Raw genomic sequence first — 15,192 nt, forward strand, 5'->3', positions numbered from 1 at the left:
CATCAGACTTTCGGACTTTGAATGCGGGCACTTACGCTCGAATATCCAAAGGGAATGGGAGCAGCCAATGGAAGAAGTCATTTTCGGCAAGAAACACAGCCGCCGTTTTTTACTGGAAAAGGATCGGCAACTGCTCGTTGTACGCAGTCAGGCCGGGAGCAAGCTTGATGAGACGTTACGCTGCGAAAAAGCTCGACAGGCATTGGCCAACAGTGAGTTGGTACTGCACATCGAGGACGCCGACGTTCAGCTATTCAAACTGCCGGACAATTCGGACGTCCGCCAATGCAAGGCGTTGCTGCGCGAGCTACCAGACGTACGCTTTGCCGGCAGCGCCCTGGTCGATCCCCATACCCGGGAACCTGTTTTCTACACCGAAAACATTTTCCTGAAATTCGTCGATCGACTCACTGCGACAGAGTGCCTGGTTATCCTCGATGAATTGGGTTTGACCATCAAACAGCAGGTTCCCTACGCGGCCAATGCCTTTTTCGTATATCACGCACATTGTCGCGGCACTGAAATCTGCTCATTCACACTTCAATTGCTCGAACGTCAGGACGTCGACTACTGCCACCCGGAAATACTGCGTCCAGGGCAACGCCGGGTGATCCATGACAACCAATGGCACCTGAAGAAAACCACCGTCACCTATCAAGTTCAGGTCGATGCCAGCGCCAATGTCGAGGCAGCCCATGTCTTGGCCCAGGGTGAAGGCATCGTGATCGCGATCATCGACGATGCCTTTGATATCGATCACCCCGAGTTCGCCGGTAACGGCAAAATCATCGGAGCGAAAAACTTTGACCGCCGTGATGCCAGTCGAGGCCCTCGGCCGAAAAAAACCCTTGAGCGCCACGGTACCGCAGCCGCCGGTGTTGCATGCGCCAATGGTGAAGCTGGCGCCAGCGGCGTGGCCCCTCGAGCCAGTCTCATGCCGTTGAAACTGACCAAACCACTAGGCGTCCGGGCCGAAGCAGACGCGTTTTTCTGGGCCGCGGACCAAGGGGCCGATATCATTTCCTGCAGTTGGGGGCCACCGGAGGGACATTGGGCTGACCCTACCGACGCAAGGCACTCTCAGGAGTTTCCGCTGGCCGCGAGTACCCGCCTGGCCATAGAGTACGCCGCGACCAAGGGCCGCCAGGGCAAAGGCTGCGTCATCTTTTTTGGTGCCGGCAACGGCAACGACAGCGTGGACAACGACGGCTATGCCAGCCATCCCATGGTTATTGCCGTGGGTGCCTGCAATGATCAAAATCGTCGCAGTGCCTACAGTGACTACGGCAAAGCACTGTGGTGCTGCTTCCCCAGTGGGGACCAGCCACACCCGGATCCAAAGTTTAAACCCGCCACTTCAGTCCCCCAGACCCGAGGTATTCGAACCACGGATCTGAGCGGCCAGTTTGCCGACCCGATCAATGCTGCCTACACCGAATTGTTCAGCGGCACTTCCTGTGCCTGCCCTGGAGCCGCGGGCGTGGCAGCTCTGGTACTGGGGGTTAATCCGGCACTGGACCGCGAGCAGGTTCGACAGCTCCTCGCCGATTGCTGCGACAAAATCAGCCACGCCGACGACGGCCCCCTCGGTCAATATGATCAGAACGGCCACAGTCATTACTACGGTCATGGTCGTCTCAATGCCCTCCGGGCAGTGCAATTGGCGCTGGAACGCGGCAAAACCGCAGGCTGACTCGCACACATAAAAAAAGCCCCACCGATCAATCGGCGGGGCTCTTTGAGACAGTCACAGACCAATCAATGCAGGATCTGGCTCAGGAACAGCTTGGTGCGTTCGTTCTGCGGATGGTCGAAGAAGTCGTTCGGCGCAGCCTGTTCGACGATTTCGCCCTTGTCCATGAAGATCACGCGGTTGGCCACGGTGCGGGCGAAGCCCATTTCGTGGGTTACGCAGAGCATGGTCATGCCGTCTTCAGCCAGGCCGATCATGGTGTCCAGTACCTCTTTCACCATCTCCGGGTCGAGTGCCGAAGTCGGTTCGTCGAACAGCATGATTTTCGGCTTCATGCACAGCGCGCGGGCGATCGCCACACGCTGTTGCTGACCGCCGGACAGTTGCCCTGGGAATTTATGCGCCTGCTCCGGAATGCGTACGCGTTCCAGGTAGTGCATGGCAATTTCCTCGGCCTTGCGCTTGGGCATCTTGCGCACCCACATCGGCGCCAGGGTGCAGTTCTGCAAAATGGTCAGGTGCGGGAACAGGTTGAAGTGCTGGAACACCATGCCGACTTCACGGCGGATCGCCTCGATCTGCTTGAGGTCGTTGGTCAGCTCCACGCCATCGACCACGATGCGGCCCTGCTGGTGTTCTTCCAGGCGGTTGAGGCAGCGGATGGTGGTGGATTTGCCGGAACCCGACGGCCCACACAGGACGATACGCTCGCCCTGCTTGACGTTGAGGTTGATGTCTTTCAACACGTGGAACTGGCCGTACCACTTGTTCACGCCCTGCATCTGAATAATGCCTTCAGGGCTCACAGGCTGTTTGATTGCTTCGCTCATAAGAGAACTTCCTAAATTAGGTACGGCGCTTCAGCGCTTGTGGCCAGTGTCGAGCTTGCGTTCCAGATGCATGGAATAGCGCGACATACCAAAACAGAAAATCCAGAACACCAGGGCGGCGAACACATAGCCTTCAGTGGCCATGCCCAGCCATTTCGGATCGGCGGCGGCTTGCTTGACGCTGTTGAGCAGGTCGAACAGGCCGATGATGATCACAAGGCTGGTGTCCTTGAACAGTGCGATGAAGGTGTTGACGATGCCGGGGATCACCAGCTTCAGGGCTTGCGGCAGAATCACCAGGCCCATGCTGCGCCAGTAGCCCAGGCCCATCGCCGCAGCCGCTTCGTACTGGCCCTTGGGAATCGCTTGCAGACCGCCGCGCACCACCTCGGCCACGTAGGCCGACTGGAACAGGATCACGCCGATCAGGGCCCGCAGCAGCTTGTCGAAGTTCATGCCTTCGGGCAGGAACAACGGCAGCATCACCGAGGACATGAACAGCACCGTGATCAACGGCACGCCGCGCCAGAACTCGATGAAGGTCACGCAGACCACGCGAATTGCCGGCATGTTCGAACGACGACCCAGGGCCAGGACAATCCCCAGCGGCAGCGCACCGGCGATGCCGACGGTGGCGATCACCAGGGTCAGCATCAGGCCGCCCCATTGGCTGGTCGCCACGTTGGTCAGGCCGAAGATGCCACCGTGCAGCAGGAAGTAGGCAAAGATCGGGTACAGCACCAGGAAGCTCAACCCGTACACCGCTTTATGGTGAAAGCGCGAGATGAACAAAGGCGCCACGCCGACAATCGCCAACCACACCGTCAGGTCCACGCGCCAGCGCAGTTCCGGCGGGTAGTAGCCATACATGAACTGACCGAAGCGCTGCTGGATGAACACCCAGCAGGCGCCTTCCTTCGTGCAGTCGGCGCGGGTGGTGCCCACCCAGTTAGCGTCGAGGATCGCCCAGTGCAGGATCGGCGGCACCACAAGGTAAATCAGGTAGAACGCAAACAGGGTCAGCAGGGTGTTGAGCCAGCTGGAGAACATGTTCGCGCGCATCCACGCCACCACGCCGATGCTGCGGCCCGGTGGAGGCATGTCAGGTTTGAAAGTATGAGTACTCATGCGCTTTTCCTTACCGCTCGATCAGCGCAATGCGCTTGTTGTACCAGTTCATCAGCAGGGAAATGCTGATACTGATCGCCAGGTACACGCTCATGGTGATGGCAATCACCTCGATCGCCTGCCCGGTCTGGTTGAGCACGGTCCCGGCGAACAGCGACACCATCTCCGGATAACCGATACCGGCCGCCAGCGAGGAGTTCTTCGCCAGGTTCAGGTATTGGCTGGTCAGCGGTGGAATGATCACGCGCAGGGCTTGCGGGATGATCACCTTGCGCAGGGTCGGACCGTTGCGCAGGCCGAGGGAATGCGCCGCCTCGGTCTGGCCATGGCTGACCGACTTGATGCCCGAGCGCACGATTTCGGCGATGAATGCCGCGGTGTACACGGTGAGGGCCAGGGTCAGCGCCAGCAGTTCCGGGATCAGCACCCAGCCACCGACGAAGTTGAAGCCTTGCAGCTTCGGCATTTCCCAGTGCAGCGGTGCGCCGAAGATCAGTGCGCCCAGTGTCGGGATCACCAGGAACAACGCCAGCCCGACCCAGAACTTGTGGAACGGCACACCAGTGGCTTCGAAGCGTTTGGTGGCCCAGCGGCTCATCAGCACGATGGCGACGATGGCCACCACGACGCTGGCCACGAACGGCCAGAAACCATCGGCCATCAGCGCAGCGGGCATGTTCAGGCCGCGGGCGCTGACGAAGAAGGTGTCGCCGAAGTTATGGCTGTTGCGCGGCCCCGGCATGGTCAGGAACACCGCGAAGTACCAGAACAGGATCTGCAGCAGTGGCGGAATGTTGCGGAAGACTTCCACGTACACCGTCGCCAGCTTGGCGATGATCCAGTTCTTCGACAGCCGTGCCACACCGACGATGAAGCCGAGGATCGTCGCCAGGATCACGCCGATGAAGGTCACCAGCAAGGTGTTGAGCAGGCCGATGACAAACACCCGGGCGTAAGTGTCCGATTCGGTGTAGTCGATCAGGTGTTGAGCGATGCCGAAACCGGCACTGCGCTCCAGAAAACTGAAGCCCGAGGTAATGCCCCGGTGCTGAAGGTTGGTCTGCGTGTTATCGAACAGATACCAGCCCATCGAGACCACCGCGACAATGGTGATGATCTGGAATAGCCAAGCACGCACGCGTGGATCGCTGAGGCTGAGCCTCTGCTTTGGTGCGCCGATTGAATTTTGCATGAAGTGCCCCGGAAATAATGGAACAGAACATCACCCGGTGGTTGGCCCACCGGGTGATAGAACCATCAGCGCACTGGTGGTGCGTATTGAATGCCGCCAGCGTTCCACAGAGCGTTCAGCCCGCGGTCGATTTCCAGCGGAGTGCCCTTGCCGAGGTTTTTCTCGAACACTTCGCCGTAGTTACCCACTTGCTTGATGATCTGCACGACCCAGTCTTTCTTCACTTTCAGGTCTTTGCCGTATTCACCGTCAGTACCCAGCAGACGGGCAACGTCAGGGTTCTTGGTGCCCTTGGCTTCGGCTTCGACGTTCTTCGAAGTGATGCCGGCTTCTTCAGCGTTGAGCATGGCGTAGCCAGTCCAGCGCACGATGGCCAGCCACTCGTCGTCGCCATTACGCACGACCGGGCCCAGAGGTTCCTTGGAAATGGTTTCCGGCAGAACCACGTAGTCCTTCGGCGAAGCCAGCTTGCTGCGCTGGGCGAACAGCTGGGACTTGTCGGAGGTCAGTACGTCGCAACGACCGGATTCCAGCGACTTGGCGCTTTCGTCGGAGGTGTCGAAGGTGATCGGGGTGTACTTCAGGCCGTTGCCGCGGAAGTAGTCGGAAACGTTCAGTTCGGTGGTGGTACCGGCCTGGATGCAGATGGTTGCACCGTCCAGTTCCTTGGCGCTCTTGACGCCGAGCTTGTTGTTTACCAGGAAGCCGATGCCGTCGTAGTAGGTAATGAAGCCTGGAAACTTCAGGCCCATGCCCGCGTCACGGGAGCTGGTCATGGTGGTGTTGCGCGACAGAATGTCGATTTCGCCGGACTGCAGCGCGGTGAAGCGCTCCTTGGCGTTCAACTGGCTGAACTTGACCTTGGTCGCGTCGCCGAAGACAGCCGCCGCTACTGCGCGGCAGTAGTCAGCATCGATACCGACGATCTTGCCGGTGGAATCCGGAACCGAGAAGCCTGGCAGACCATCGCTGACGCCACACTGCACGAAACCTTTCTTCATCACTGCATCCAGGGTTGCGCCCGCCTGGGCAAACCCGCTGACACCGAGTACCGCGGCTGCAGTCACGATAGCCAGGGTGGATTTCAACATCTTCATTCAAACCTCCAGTTTTGCTCTTGTTGTGTCGGAGCGTGAGTCCTGTCGCACCCTTTTGAGGCGTAGTCGACCCGTGTTGGCTTGTTTTGGGGTCAACCGACGTAAGACGTTAGCTATGAGTCTAGTAGGAGAAAATCCACGTCATGGAAAACTCACTCTCACCAGGCGGCCGAACGGGCTGTAGCCCTTTCACGTTCGCGAAGCCCCGTAGCGGCCCTTGGCGAACATCCATCACCGGATTCATTGCTATCCCACAGTCGGCAGTACACTGATAGTGTTACCGCCGGGCGCGAGATGTGTTGCACCGTTTCTCCATAGCAAAGCCCGTACCACACCGCCTGCCAAAGCGCTTCAACTGCAGGTCAATAGCAAAACTTGTACCCTTGCGACATCTTCTTAACGGATCAACCTGACGCGCACTTCGATCACGCACTTAATGAGCGCGCACGCACAACATTGGAGCAGCCATGACCAACCCCTTGATTCTTGAACCCGTCAAGACCGCAGACGCCTGCGTCATCTGGCTGCATGGCCTGGGCGCCGACCGCTATGACTTCCTGCCGGTGGCCGAAGCGCTACAGGAAAGCCTGCTGAGCACCCGCTTCGTTTTGCCCCAGGCACCGAGCCGCGCCGTGACCATCAATGGCGGTTACGAGATGCCGAGCTGGTACGACATATTGGCCATGAGCCCGGCGCGCGCGATCAACCGCGAACAACTTGAAGAGTCGGCCAACTGGATCATCGAATTGGTTGAGACGCAGCGCGCCAGCGGAATAGACGCCTCGCGGATTTTTCTGGCAGGTTTTTCCCAAGGCGGTGCCGTGGTGCTCCACACCGCATTCCTGAAATGGCAGGGACCGCTGGGTGGCGTATTGGCCCTCTCTACTTATGCACCGACCTTCAGCGATGCACTGGAATTGTCCGCCAGCCAGCAGCGCATTCCGGTGCTGTGCCTGCACGGTCAGTACGATGACGTAGTGCAAAATTCGATGGGACGCAGCGCCTACGAGCACTTGAAGCTGCGTGGTGTCACCGTGACATGGCAGGAGTACCCAATGGGTCACGAAGTGTTACCCGAAGAAATTCGCGACATCGGCGTCTGGCTCGCCGAGCGCTTGCGTTAAACGTTTCATTTAAAAACGCCCTTTGATCCATCCCACTACGCCGCGCCCGATTCTTGCATTACACTGGCCGGCGTACATTCCTTAACCAATTGATGAGATGACCGTGCTCAAAGCACTCAAGAAAATGTTCGGTAAAAGCGAGACTGAGCAACTCGCGCCAGTTCCCAGCGCTGCGTCTCACGCTCCCAGCCACCGCACCGACGGTAATCAGTCTGAACGGGCCGCCCCCGTTGCGGCACCCAAGCATGAGCCGAAGACCGCAAAAGCTGCCCAGCCTGCGGCAGTAACAGCCCCGGAACAGCCACACAGCGAAACGCCGAAACCCGCCAAACCGCGCCGTGAACCCAAGCCCAAGGCGCCGGTCATCCCATGGAAACTCGAAGACTTCGTCGTCGAACCCCAGGAAGGCAAGACCCGCTTCCACGATTTCAAACTCGCCCCGGAACTGATGCACGCCATCCAGGACCTGGGTTTCCCGTATTGCACGCCGATCCAGGCACAGGTGCTGGGCTTCACCCTCGCGGGCAAAGACGCCATCGGCCGCGCCCAGACCGGTACCGGCAAGACCGCTGCGTTCCTGATCTCGATCATCACCCAGTTGCTGCAAACCCCGCCGCCGAAAGAGCGCTACATGGGTGAGCCACGGGCACTGATCATCGCGCCGACCCGCGAACTGGTGGTGCAGATCGCCAAGGACGCCGCCGACCTGACCAAGTACACCGGCCTCAACGTCATGACGTTCGTCGGTGGCATGGACTTCGACAAGCAGCTCAAGCACCTCGAAGCCCGCCACTGCGACATCCTCGTGGCCACACCGGGCCGCCTGCTGGACTTCAACCAGCGCGGCGACGTGCATCTGGACATGGTCGAAGTGATGGTGCTGGACGAAGCTGACCGCATGCTCGACATGGGCTTCATCCCGCAAGTGCGCCAGATCATTCGCCAGACGCCGCCGAAGTCCGAGCGCCAGACGCTGCTGTTCTCCGCAACCTTCACCGAAGACGTGATGAACCTGGCCAAGCAATGGACCACCGACCCGTCGATCGTCGAGATCGAGTCGCAGAACGTGGCCAGCGAAAACGTTGAGCAGCACATCTACGCGGTGGCCGGTGCCGACAAATACAAACTGCTCTACAACCTGGTCAACGACAACGGTTGGGAGCGGGTGATCGTGTTCGCCAACCGCAAGGATGAAGTGCGACGCATTGAAGAACGCCTGGTGCGCGACGGCATCAACGCCGCGCAACTGTCCGGCGACGTGCCGCAGCACAAGCGCATCAAGACCCTGGAAGGTTTCCGCGAAGGCAAGATCCGCGTACTGGTCGCCACCGACGTGGCCGGTCGCGGCATCCACATCGACGGCATCAGCCACGTGATCAACTTCACCCTGCCGGAAGTGCCGGACGACTACGTGCACCGCATCGGTCGTACCGGGCGTGCCGGTGCCGACGGTGTGTCCATCAGCTTTGCCGGTGAAGACGACTCCTACCAGCTACCGTCCATCGAAGAGCTGCTGGGCCGCAAAATCAGTTGTGAAATGCCACCGACCCACCTGTTGCGGGCCGTTGAGCGCAAGCGTCCTCATTAAGCGACGCTGAAAAGACAAGCGCAGCCGGCAACGGACTGCGCTTTTTTTTCGCCCGGTTTTTTTCAACAGGAGCTTGCCAGAGATATCTAAAAGTCCATAATGGACAAATTAGTTTACTTCAAACTCCGGAGCCGACCATGTCCAGTACGCCCCAAGTGATCCCCCAAGCCCAGGCTCGCGAGCTACTGGCGCAGGTCGATGTACCGCAGATCCTGCGCAAACTGTTCCGCGACCTGGCCGCCGGGCAAGCCGTACAACCGGCGCAGCAACTGGTGGAGTTTCCACAGGGCGCCGGCGATTTCATCAACTACCTGGGCGTGCTGGCCGAAGATGGCGTGTACGGGATCAAGACGTCGCCATACATCGTCCGTGAACAAGGGCCGTTGGTGACGGCGTGGACCTTGCTGATGTCGATGCAAACCGGCCAGCCGCTGTTGCTGTGCGATGCGGGCGAACTGACAACGGCCCGCACCGCCGCGACCACCGCAGTGGCGGTCGATGCCCTCGCGCCGCTCACAGCCAATCGCCTGGCCATCATCGGCAGCGGCAAAGTGGCCCAGGCGCACCTGCATTACGTGAAAGGCCTGCGCGACTGGCAGAGCATCAGCTTGTACTCGCCGAGCTTGAGCGAAGATGCCGAAACCGTGAGCCGGCTGAAAAACATCGAGCCACGCCTGAACATCGTCGACAGTCGCGAAGCTGCCGTTCAGGACGCCGACGTGATCATGCTCTGCACCTCGTCCGCCGGTCCGGTGATCAATCCATCGAGCTTGCGCAAACCGGCGTTGATTACCTCCATCAGCACCAATGCGCCGCGTGCCCACGAAGTGCCGCCGCAGTGCCTCAACGACATGCAGGTGTTCTGCGACTATCGCCTGACCACCCCGGGCTCGGCCGGTGAAATGCTGATCGCCGCCGAACAGCACGGCTGGGACAAAAGCGCGATTATCGGCGACCTGCCCGACCTGCTCAGCGAAAAAGTCCAGCGCCCTGATTACGATCGCCATGTGTTTTTCCGTTCCATCGGCCTGGGCCTGGAAGACATTGCGCTGGCCAATGCGATCTATCGCCTCACGCACTGACACCAAATTCATCCTGTAGGAGCTGCCGAAGGCTGCGATCTTTTGACTTTGCTTTTGAAAAGATCGCAGCCTCGTTTCACTCGTCAGCTCCTACAAGAGATCACCATAAATCCGGCATTTACGCCCCAACAGGAGACGTTCATGAGCCAGGCAGATTTCATCATCATCGGCGGCGGGATTGCCGGTGCTTCCACCGGTTTCTGGCTGTCGCAGCACGGCCGCGTGATCGTGCTCGAGCGCGAATCCCATCCTGCCTATCACTCCACCGGCCGTTCGGCGGCGCTATACACCGCAGCCTATGGCACCCCACAAGTGCGGGCGCTGACCCTGGCCAGCCGGGACTTTTTCGACAACCCGCCCAGCGGTTTCTGCGAACACCCGCTGCTGACCCCGCGGGGCGAAATGACCGTGGACCTGACCGGTGACCCGGACGAACTGAACAGGCAATACCAGAGCGCAAAAACCACGGTGCCGGAGATGCAATTGCTCGGCGTCGACGAAGCTTGCGCGTTGGTGCCGATCCTGCGCCGGGAAAAGGTCCACGGCGCCATCTTCGACCCTACCGCCAGCGACATCGACACCGATGCCCTGCACCAGGGCTATCTGCGTGGTATTCGCCGCAACCAGGGCGAAGTGCATACCGACAGTGAAGTCGTCAGCCTGAGCCGCGACGACCAAGGTACATGGCACGTCCAGACCGGTAGCCAGACGTTCAGCGCGCCGATCATCATCAACGCCGCCGGCGCGTGGGCCGACAAGATTGGCGAACTGGCCGGCGCGAAGCCGCTGGGCCTGCAACCGAAACGCCGTGCCGCGTTCATCTTCGCCGGCCCGGAGGGCGTGGACATCCACCATTGGCCGATGCTGGTCAGCCTCGACGAATCCTTCTACATGAAACCCGACGCCGGGATGTTCCTCGGTTCGCCGGCCAACGCCGACCCGGTGGAACCCCACGATGTGCAGCCCGAAGAGCTGGACATCGCCATGGGCATCTACCAGATCGAAGAAGCCACGACCCTGACCATTCGCCGCCCGACTCGCACATGGGCCGGCCTGCGCAGCTTCGTCAGCGATGGCGACCTGCTGTCCGGCTTCGATCCACAGGTGCCGGGGCTGTTCTGGGTCGCGGCGCAAGGTGGTTACGGCATCCAGACTTCGCCGGCCATGGGCCAGGCCAGCGCCGCACTGGTGCGCGGTGCAGCGTTGCCGGAGACGCTCAGCAGTTTCGGTCTGAGTGCCGAAATGCTCTCCCCTGCCCGCCTCGGCTGATCCTGATCCTCAGGTGACGTGCCCACACGATTACGGCACACTTTCAGCGCCCCTTTGATGGGGCGCTGACGCTGCCTGGAGTTCCACTGTATGAACGCCCCCGAAAAAGACTCGGCCCTGGACGACACGTCCCTGGATAACTTCCACGCAATTGCCGACGCCATCGCCACGTTGTTTTTCCCCCACGCCGAAGTGGTGCTGCACGACCTGCGCACGCAAAAGGTCGACTACATCGCCAACAACCTGTCCAAGCGGGAAATCGGCGACGACTCGGCGCTGGAAGACATGCTCAGCGACGACGTCAGCGAACGAAACATCGGGCCGTACGAAAAGCTCAACTGGGATGGTCAGAAGATTCGCAGCCTCAGCACGGTGCTACGGGACAGCGAAGGTCGGCCGCTGGCGGTGCTGTGCATCAACCTGAATATTTCGTTGTTCGAAAATGCCAAGGCCGCCCTGGACCTGTTCCTGTCGCCGACCAAGCTGATCCCGCAACCGGACTCACTGTTTCGCGATGACTGGCAGGAGCGGATCAACACCTTCCTCCACGCCTGGCTGCGCGAGCGCCAGTTGAGCCTGAATCTGCTGACTCGCGACCACAAGCGTGAGCTGGTGCTGGCGTTGCACGCCGAAGGCGCGTTCAAGGGCAAGAGCGCATCGAACTACGTCGCCAATGTGCTGAACATGGGCCGGGCGACGGTGTACAAACATTTGAAGGAATTGAAGGAATTGAAGGGCTGAAAATCAAAAGATCGCAGGCTGCGCCAGCTCCTACAGTGGAACGCATTCCCCTGTAGGAGCTGCCGCAGGCTGCGATCTTTTTAATCAGTCGCCGTAGATATCCGACTTGAAGTACTTCTCGGAAATCTTCTGGTACTCACCACTGGCACGAATGCCATCAATGGCCGTGTTCAGCTCGCTGACCAGTTCGGTGTTGCCCTTGCGCACTGCAATCCCGGCACCCTCGCCCACATATTTCGGATCTTTCAGCTCCGGTCCGACAAAGGCATAACCCTGGCCACGCGGCATCGACAGGAAGTCATTGAGCGGAATGGTGTCGGCAAAAATCGCGTCGAGGCGACCGGCTGCCAAGTCCATGTAGATTTCTTCGTTGTTGCTGTAGCGCTTGACGTTGATGCCCTTGGGCTCGAACACCTCGGTGGCGTAACGGTCGGTGGTGGTGGCGCGCTGCACGCCGACGGTCTTGCCCTTGAGGCTGGCGTACTGGTCATCCACCACCGCGCCGTCCTTCATCACCAGGCGCGACGAAGTGAAATAGTACTTGTGGGTAAAGTCCACCGACTTCTTGCGGTCTTCATTGATGGTCATGGACGACAGCGCCATGTCGATTTTCTTCACCTTCAGGGAAGGAATCAGACCGTCGAACTCGCCTTCGACCCACACACACTTGGCCTTCATCTGCGCGCACAGGGCGTTGCCGATGTCATAGTCGAAACCGACGATTTCGCCTTTGTCGGTTTTCGAGGCGAACGGTGGATACGCCGCTTCGATGCCGATGCGCAGGGTTTTCTCGGCGGCGAACACAGAGCTGCACGCCAACAGGCTCAGGGCCAGACCGGTGATGAGGGGGAACTTCTTCATGTTCGTTTTCTCGCGGTTGTTGTTGGTTTGGCAAGACAGAAGAAAAAGCTGAAACGGGTGGAAGCCTTTTTTGTACTTATAATTCCATACTGGACTTTTATGTATAAACCGTCAATCAGGCAAATGCAGCCCGCGCCGGCCGATGGTCGGGTGGTGAATCATCAAGATTTTTAGTGGTGCAGATGACGCCATCGCGAGCAAGCTCGCTCCCACAGGGTTCTGCGTCGTACACAAGATTTATGTGCAACCAGATCCACTGTGGGAGCGGGCTTGCTCGCGATGACTGACTCAAGAACGCAGCAGGAACTACTGCTTCCAGCGATCCGCCGCCGCATGATCGCTGTCACGCCCCTCGACCCAACGCGGCCCGTCACTGGTGTTTTCTTTCTTCCAGAACGGCGCACGGGTTTTCAGGTAATCCATGACAAAGGCGCAGGCGTCGAATGCCGCCTGACGATGGGCGCTGGCCGCGCCGACGAAGACAATCGGCTCACCCGGCTCCAGGGCGCCGATGCGATGCAGCACTTCCAGCTTGAGCAGCGGCCAGCGCTGCTCGGCTTCGATGGCGATCTTGCCGAGAGCCTTTTCAGTCATGCCGGGATAGTGTTCGAGGAACATCCCGGCAACGTCGAGGCCGTCATTGAAGTCGCGTACGTAGCCAACAAAACTCACCACCGCACCTACGCCGACATTGGCATCGTGCATGGCATTGACTTCGGCACCCGGGTCAAACGCGGTGGACTGCACGCGAATCGCCATGGTTCAGCCTCCGGTCACAGTCGGAAAGAACGCCACTTCATCGCCCTCGCTGACCGGCTCGTCGAGCTGGCACAGGTCTTCGTTGCGGGCGCACATCAGGTTTTGCTCGCTCAACACCTCGGCACCGTCACGTTGGGCCAACAGCGCGCGGACGTCGTCAACGGTGGCGAAGTTGCCTTCTACTTTCAGCGAGTCCAGACCCAACGCTTCACGATAACGGGCGAAAAACTTCACGGTAACGTTCATGGCTGCTCCGCCTGGAAATGTCCGCTCTTACCGCCGACCTTCTCCAGCAGACGCACGCTTTCGATGGTCATGCCGCGGTCCACGGCCTTGCACATGTCGTAGATCGTCAGCGCGGCGACACTGGCGGCGGTCAGGGCCTCCATTTCGACGCCGGTCTGCCCGGACAGCTTGCAGCGCGCCACGATGCGCACCGAATCGTCGCCTTCGGCACTGAGCTCGACCTTGACGCCGGTCAGCATCAACGGGTGGCACAGAGGAATCAGATCGCTGGTTTTCTTCGCCGCCTGAATGCCGGCAATGCGCGCCACGGCAAACACATCACCCTTGGGGTGGCCGCCGCTGACGATCATCTGCAGGGTTTCGGGCAGCATGCGCACCAGCGCTTGAGCGGTCGCCTCACGGAACGTCACGGCTTTTTCAGTGACGTCGACCATGTTGGCGCGACCTTGGGAATCGAGATGAGTCAGCACGGGATTACTCCTGATCAGGAGCATCGATTGTAAACCTGCGGGTCAATTTTTCGCACGCCTGATTGTCGGCCCACCACAAACCAATGTGGGAGCGAGCTTGCTCGCGATAGCGGCCTGTCATTAACCCGAGATGTCGACTGACACACCGTCATCGCGAGCAAGCTCGCTCCCACAGGTTCCTCATACGCCCGGACTCGGTGGACGGTTTCAGATGCGATTCCTTATTAAGTTTAAAAAACACAAATTAAAGTCATGCCAAACAACAGAAAGAAATGTAACAAAAGCCTACTGAACATTCGCTTTTTCTGACATCAGCGATCAGTTTTAATTGGTGCACCAGCCGATAAGTTACTGATTATTTTATAACAAATTCTGACGTAAGAATTTTCCGTAAGTACGCACTAATGGCCCGCCATGAAACTTCCTACAACTGAATGTTAGACCGATTTGTTAATTCGAGAAAAACTGACCAAGAAAGCTAACGATTCTAAAATTTCAGTACTGAGGTATCGCATGAGGTTTTTTCTACTGACCTCCGGCAGCAGCTCAACGGGGCAGGTCCTACACGTCAACCATGGTGGCACACGGGAGGCTAGTCATGTCAGCGCGGACAATTTACTCAGGAAAACACATCGTAATCTCTCACTGCCGGGACTGTGACATTCCGGGCTACATGATTATTTCTCTCAAGCGGAAGATATTTAAACTGGAAGAGTTAAGTTCGACGGAAAGTGCTGAACTGATGAAAGGCTTGGCATTTACGGAGCGAGCTTTAAATACTCTATTTTCTCCTGAGAAAATATACATAATGCGTATTTCCGAGCTCAATCATGAGCTACATTTTCATGTTTTCCCCAGGCATGCCTCCGTGACCAAATTATATTTGGCGGAACACAATGAACGTATTATTGATGGCCCCTTCTTTTTCAGCTGGACGCGAAAAAAGTTCAGTAGCTCACAACCTGAGCCGCCCCAAGAGGTATTGGACGCTCAATCAATTCTTACGGAAACCCTCAAGGGTTATTTTTCGCAACCTCTGTAAACAAGACTGCTTTCGCCTCAGGCTTTGCAGAAATACATTCATCGGTATTGGGTCTGCCCTTAGGCACGGG

The 15,192-nt window shown here is 58.7% G+C and carries 15 protein-coding genes; 7 read left to right on the forward strand and 8 right to left on the reverse strand.

Annotation, left to right across the window (positions count from 1 at the left end; translation table 11 throughout):
• Positions 1–67: 67 nt before the first annotated feature.
• Positions 68–1,693: a S8 family peptidase gene (locus tag AC1D1M_RS20120; RefSeq protein ID WP_477776973.1), complete on the forward strand. Its 1,626-nt coding sequence runs from the start codon at positions 68–70 to the stop codon at positions 1,691–1,693.
• Positions 1,694–1,758: 65 nt separating this feature from the next.
• Here AC1D1M_RS20120 and AC1D1M_RS20125 read toward each other — a convergent pair whose 3' ends face one another.
• From AC1D1M_RS20125 to AC1D1M_RS20140, 4 genes are all read right to left on the reverse strand, one after another.
• Positions 1,759–2,523 (reverse strand): amino acid ABC transporter ATP-binding protein, encoded by a 765-nt coding sequence (locus AC1D1M_RS20125; RefSeq protein ID WP_046041978.1) that lies wholly within the window; start codon positions 2,521–2,523, stop codon positions 1,759–1,761.
• A 30-nt stretch (positions 2,524–2,553) separates the two neighbouring features.
• On the reverse strand, positions 2,554–3,651 hold the full coding sequence (locus AC1D1M_RS20130) for an amino acid ABC transporter permease (protein WP_046041977.1): 1,098 nt from the start codon (positions 3,649–3,651) through the stop codon (positions 2,554–2,556).
• A 10-nt stretch (positions 3,652–3,661) separates the two neighbouring features.
• Positions 3,662–4,843: an amino acid ABC transporter permease gene (locus tag AC1D1M_RS20135; RefSeq protein ID WP_477776974.1), complete on the reverse strand. Its 1,182-nt coding sequence runs from the start codon at positions 4,841–4,843 to the stop codon at positions 3,662–3,664.
• Positions 4,844–4,908: 65 nt separating this feature from the next.
• Positions 4,909–5,940: an amino acid ABC transporter substrate-binding protein gene (locus AC1D1M_RS20140; protein ID WP_046041975.1), complete on the reverse strand. Its 1,032-nt coding sequence runs from the start codon at positions 5,938–5,940 to the stop codon at positions 4,909–4,911.
• A 467-nt stretch (positions 5,941–6,407) separates the two neighbouring features.
• On the opposite strand from AC1D1M_RS20140, the gene AC1D1M_RS20145 reads away from it, so the two are divergent.
• The 5 genes from AC1D1M_RS20145 (at position 6,408) to AC1D1M_RS20165 (ending at position 11,744) form a co-directional block, all read left to right on the forward strand.
• Positions 6,408–7,064, forward strand: a complete 657-nt coding sequence (locus tag AC1D1M_RS20145) for an alpha/beta hydrolase (RefSeq protein WP_477776975.1) — start codon at positions 6,408–6,410, stop codon at positions 7,062–7,064.
• A gap of 97 nt (positions 7,065–7,161) precedes the next feature.
• Positions 7,162–8,652 carry an ATP-dependent RNA helicase RhlB gene (rhlB, locus tag AC1D1M_RS20150; protein ID WP_477776976.1) on the forward strand — a complete coding sequence of 497 codons (1,491 nt, stop codon included), beginning with the start codon at positions 7,162–7,164 and terminating at the stop codon, positions 8,650–8,652.
• Between the two features lie 137 nt (positions 8,653–8,789).
• A complete protein-coding gene (locus AC1D1M_RS20155) occupies positions 8,790–9,734 on the forward strand; it encodes an ornithine cyclodeaminase family protein (protein WP_477776977.1) in 945 nt (314 codons plus the stop codon).
• A 141-nt stretch (positions 9,735–9,875) separates the two neighbouring features.
• Entirely contained in the window at positions 9,876–11,003 is a 1,128-nt protein-coding gene (locus AC1D1M_RS20160) for an NAD(P)/FAD-dependent oxidoreductase (RefSeq protein ID WP_477776978.1), read from the forward strand.
• Positions 11,004–11,093: 90 nt separating this feature from the next.
• On the forward strand, positions 11,094–11,744 hold the full coding sequence (locus AC1D1M_RS20165) for a helix-turn-helix transcriptional regulator (protein ID WP_477776979.1): 651 nt from the start codon (positions 11,094–11,096) through the stop codon (positions 11,742–11,744).
• A gap of 84 nt (positions 11,745–11,828) precedes the next feature.
• Here the strand turns inward: AC1D1M_RS20165 and AC1D1M_RS20170 are convergent, their stop codons facing one another.
• From AC1D1M_RS20170 to moaC, 4 genes are all read right to left on the reverse strand, one after another.
• Positions 11,829–12,605: an ABC transporter substrate-binding protein gene (locus AC1D1M_RS20170; RefSeq protein ID WP_413425820.1), complete on the reverse strand. Its 777-nt coding sequence runs from the start codon at positions 12,603–12,605 to the stop codon at positions 11,829–11,831.
• A 306-nt stretch (positions 12,606–12,911) separates the two neighbouring features.
• Positions 12,912–13,364, reverse strand: a complete 453-nt coding sequence (moaE, locus tag AC1D1M_RS20175; RefSeq protein WP_007989960.1) for a molybdopterin synthase catalytic subunit MoaE — start codon at positions 13,362–13,364, stop codon at positions 12,912–12,914.
• Positions 13,365–13,367: 3 nt separating this feature from the next.
• Positions 13,368–13,610 carry a molybdopterin converting factor subunit 1 gene (moaD, locus tag AC1D1M_RS20180; protein WP_477776980.1) on the reverse strand — a complete coding sequence of 81 codons (243 nt, stop codon included), beginning with the start codon at positions 13,608–13,610 and terminating at the stop codon, positions 13,368–13,370.
• Complete coding sequence (gene moaC / locus AC1D1M_RS20185) at positions 13,607–14,080, reverse strand: cyclic pyranopterin monophosphate synthase MoaC (RefSeq protein WP_007972660.1); 474 nt, start codon at positions 14,078–14,080, stop codon at positions 13,607–13,609. Before moaC ends, moaD begins: the two co-directional genes overlap by 4 nt.
• A gap of 598 nt (positions 14,081–14,678) precedes the next feature.
• Here moaC and AC1D1M_RS20190 point away from each other — a divergent pair.
• Entirely contained in the window at positions 14,679–15,122 is a 444-nt protein-coding gene (locus tag AC1D1M_RS20190; protein WP_477776981.1) for an HIT family protein, read from the forward strand.
• Positions 15,123–15,192 lie beyond the last annotated feature (70 nt).

It is taken from the genome of Pseudomonas sp. P1_F7, from assembly GCF_056405655.1.

What these genes read in the sequence shown, in the direction of transcription:
- AC1D1M_RS20190 (WP_477776981.1), top strand. Translation starts at nt 14,679, where the DNA reads ATGTCAGCGCGGACAATTTACTCAGGAAAACACATCGTAATCTCTCAC.
- AC1D1M_RS20135 (WP_477776974.1), bottom strand. Translation starts at nt 4,843, where the DNA reads ATGCAAAATTCAATCGGCGCACCAAAGCAGAGGCTCAGCCTCAGCGAT.
- AC1D1M_RS20170 (WP_413425820.1), bottom strand. Translation starts at nt 12,605, where the DNA reads ATGAAGAAGTTCCCCCTCATCACCGGTCTGGCCCTGAGCCTGTTGGCG.
- moaD (WP_477776980.1), bottom strand. Translation starts at nt 13,610, where the DNA reads ATGAACGTTACCGTGAAGTTTTTCGCCCGTTATCGTGAAGCGTTGGGT.
- AC1D1M_RS20130 (WP_046041977.1), bottom strand. Translation starts at nt 3,651, where the DNA reads ATGAGTACTCATACTTTCAAACCTGACATGCCTCCACCGGGCCGCAGC.
- AC1D1M_RS20140 (WP_046041975.1), bottom strand. Translation starts at nt 5,940, where the DNA reads ATGAAGATGTTGAAATCCACCCTGGCTATCGTGACTGCAGCCGCGGTA.
- AC1D1M_RS20145 (WP_477776975.1), top strand. Translation starts at nt 6,408, where the DNA reads ATGACCAACCCCTTGATTCTTGAACCCGTCAAGACCGCAGACGCCTGC.
- moaE (WP_007989960.1), bottom strand. Translation starts at nt 13,364, where the DNA reads ATGGCGATTCGCGTGCAGTCCACCGCGTTTGACCCGGGTGCCGAAGTC.
- AC1D1M_RS20120 (WP_477776973.1), top strand. Translation starts at nt 68, where the DNA reads ATGGAAGAAGTCATTTTCGGCAAGAAACACAGCCGCCGTTTTTTACTG.
- AC1D1M_RS20155 (WP_477776977.1), top strand. Translation starts at nt 8,790, where the DNA reads ATGTCCAGTACGCCCCAAGTGATCCCCCAAGCCCAGGCTCGCGAGCTA.
- rhlB (WP_477776976.1), top strand. Translation starts at nt 7,162, where the DNA reads ATGACCGTGCTCAAAGCACTCAAGAAAATGTTCGGTAAAAGCGAGACT.
- AC1D1M_RS20125 (WP_046041978.1), bottom strand. Translation starts at nt 2,523, where the DNA reads ATGAGCGAAGCAATCAAACAGCCTGTGAGCCCTGAAGGCATTATTCAG.
- AC1D1M_RS20160 (WP_477776978.1), top strand. Translation starts at nt 9,876, where the DNA reads ATGAGCCAGGCAGATTTCATCATCATCGGCGGCGGGATTGCCGGTGCT.
- AC1D1M_RS20165 (WP_477776979.1), top strand. Translation starts at nt 11,094, where the DNA reads ATGAACGCCCCCGAAAAAGACTCGGCCCTGGACGACACGTCCCTGGAT.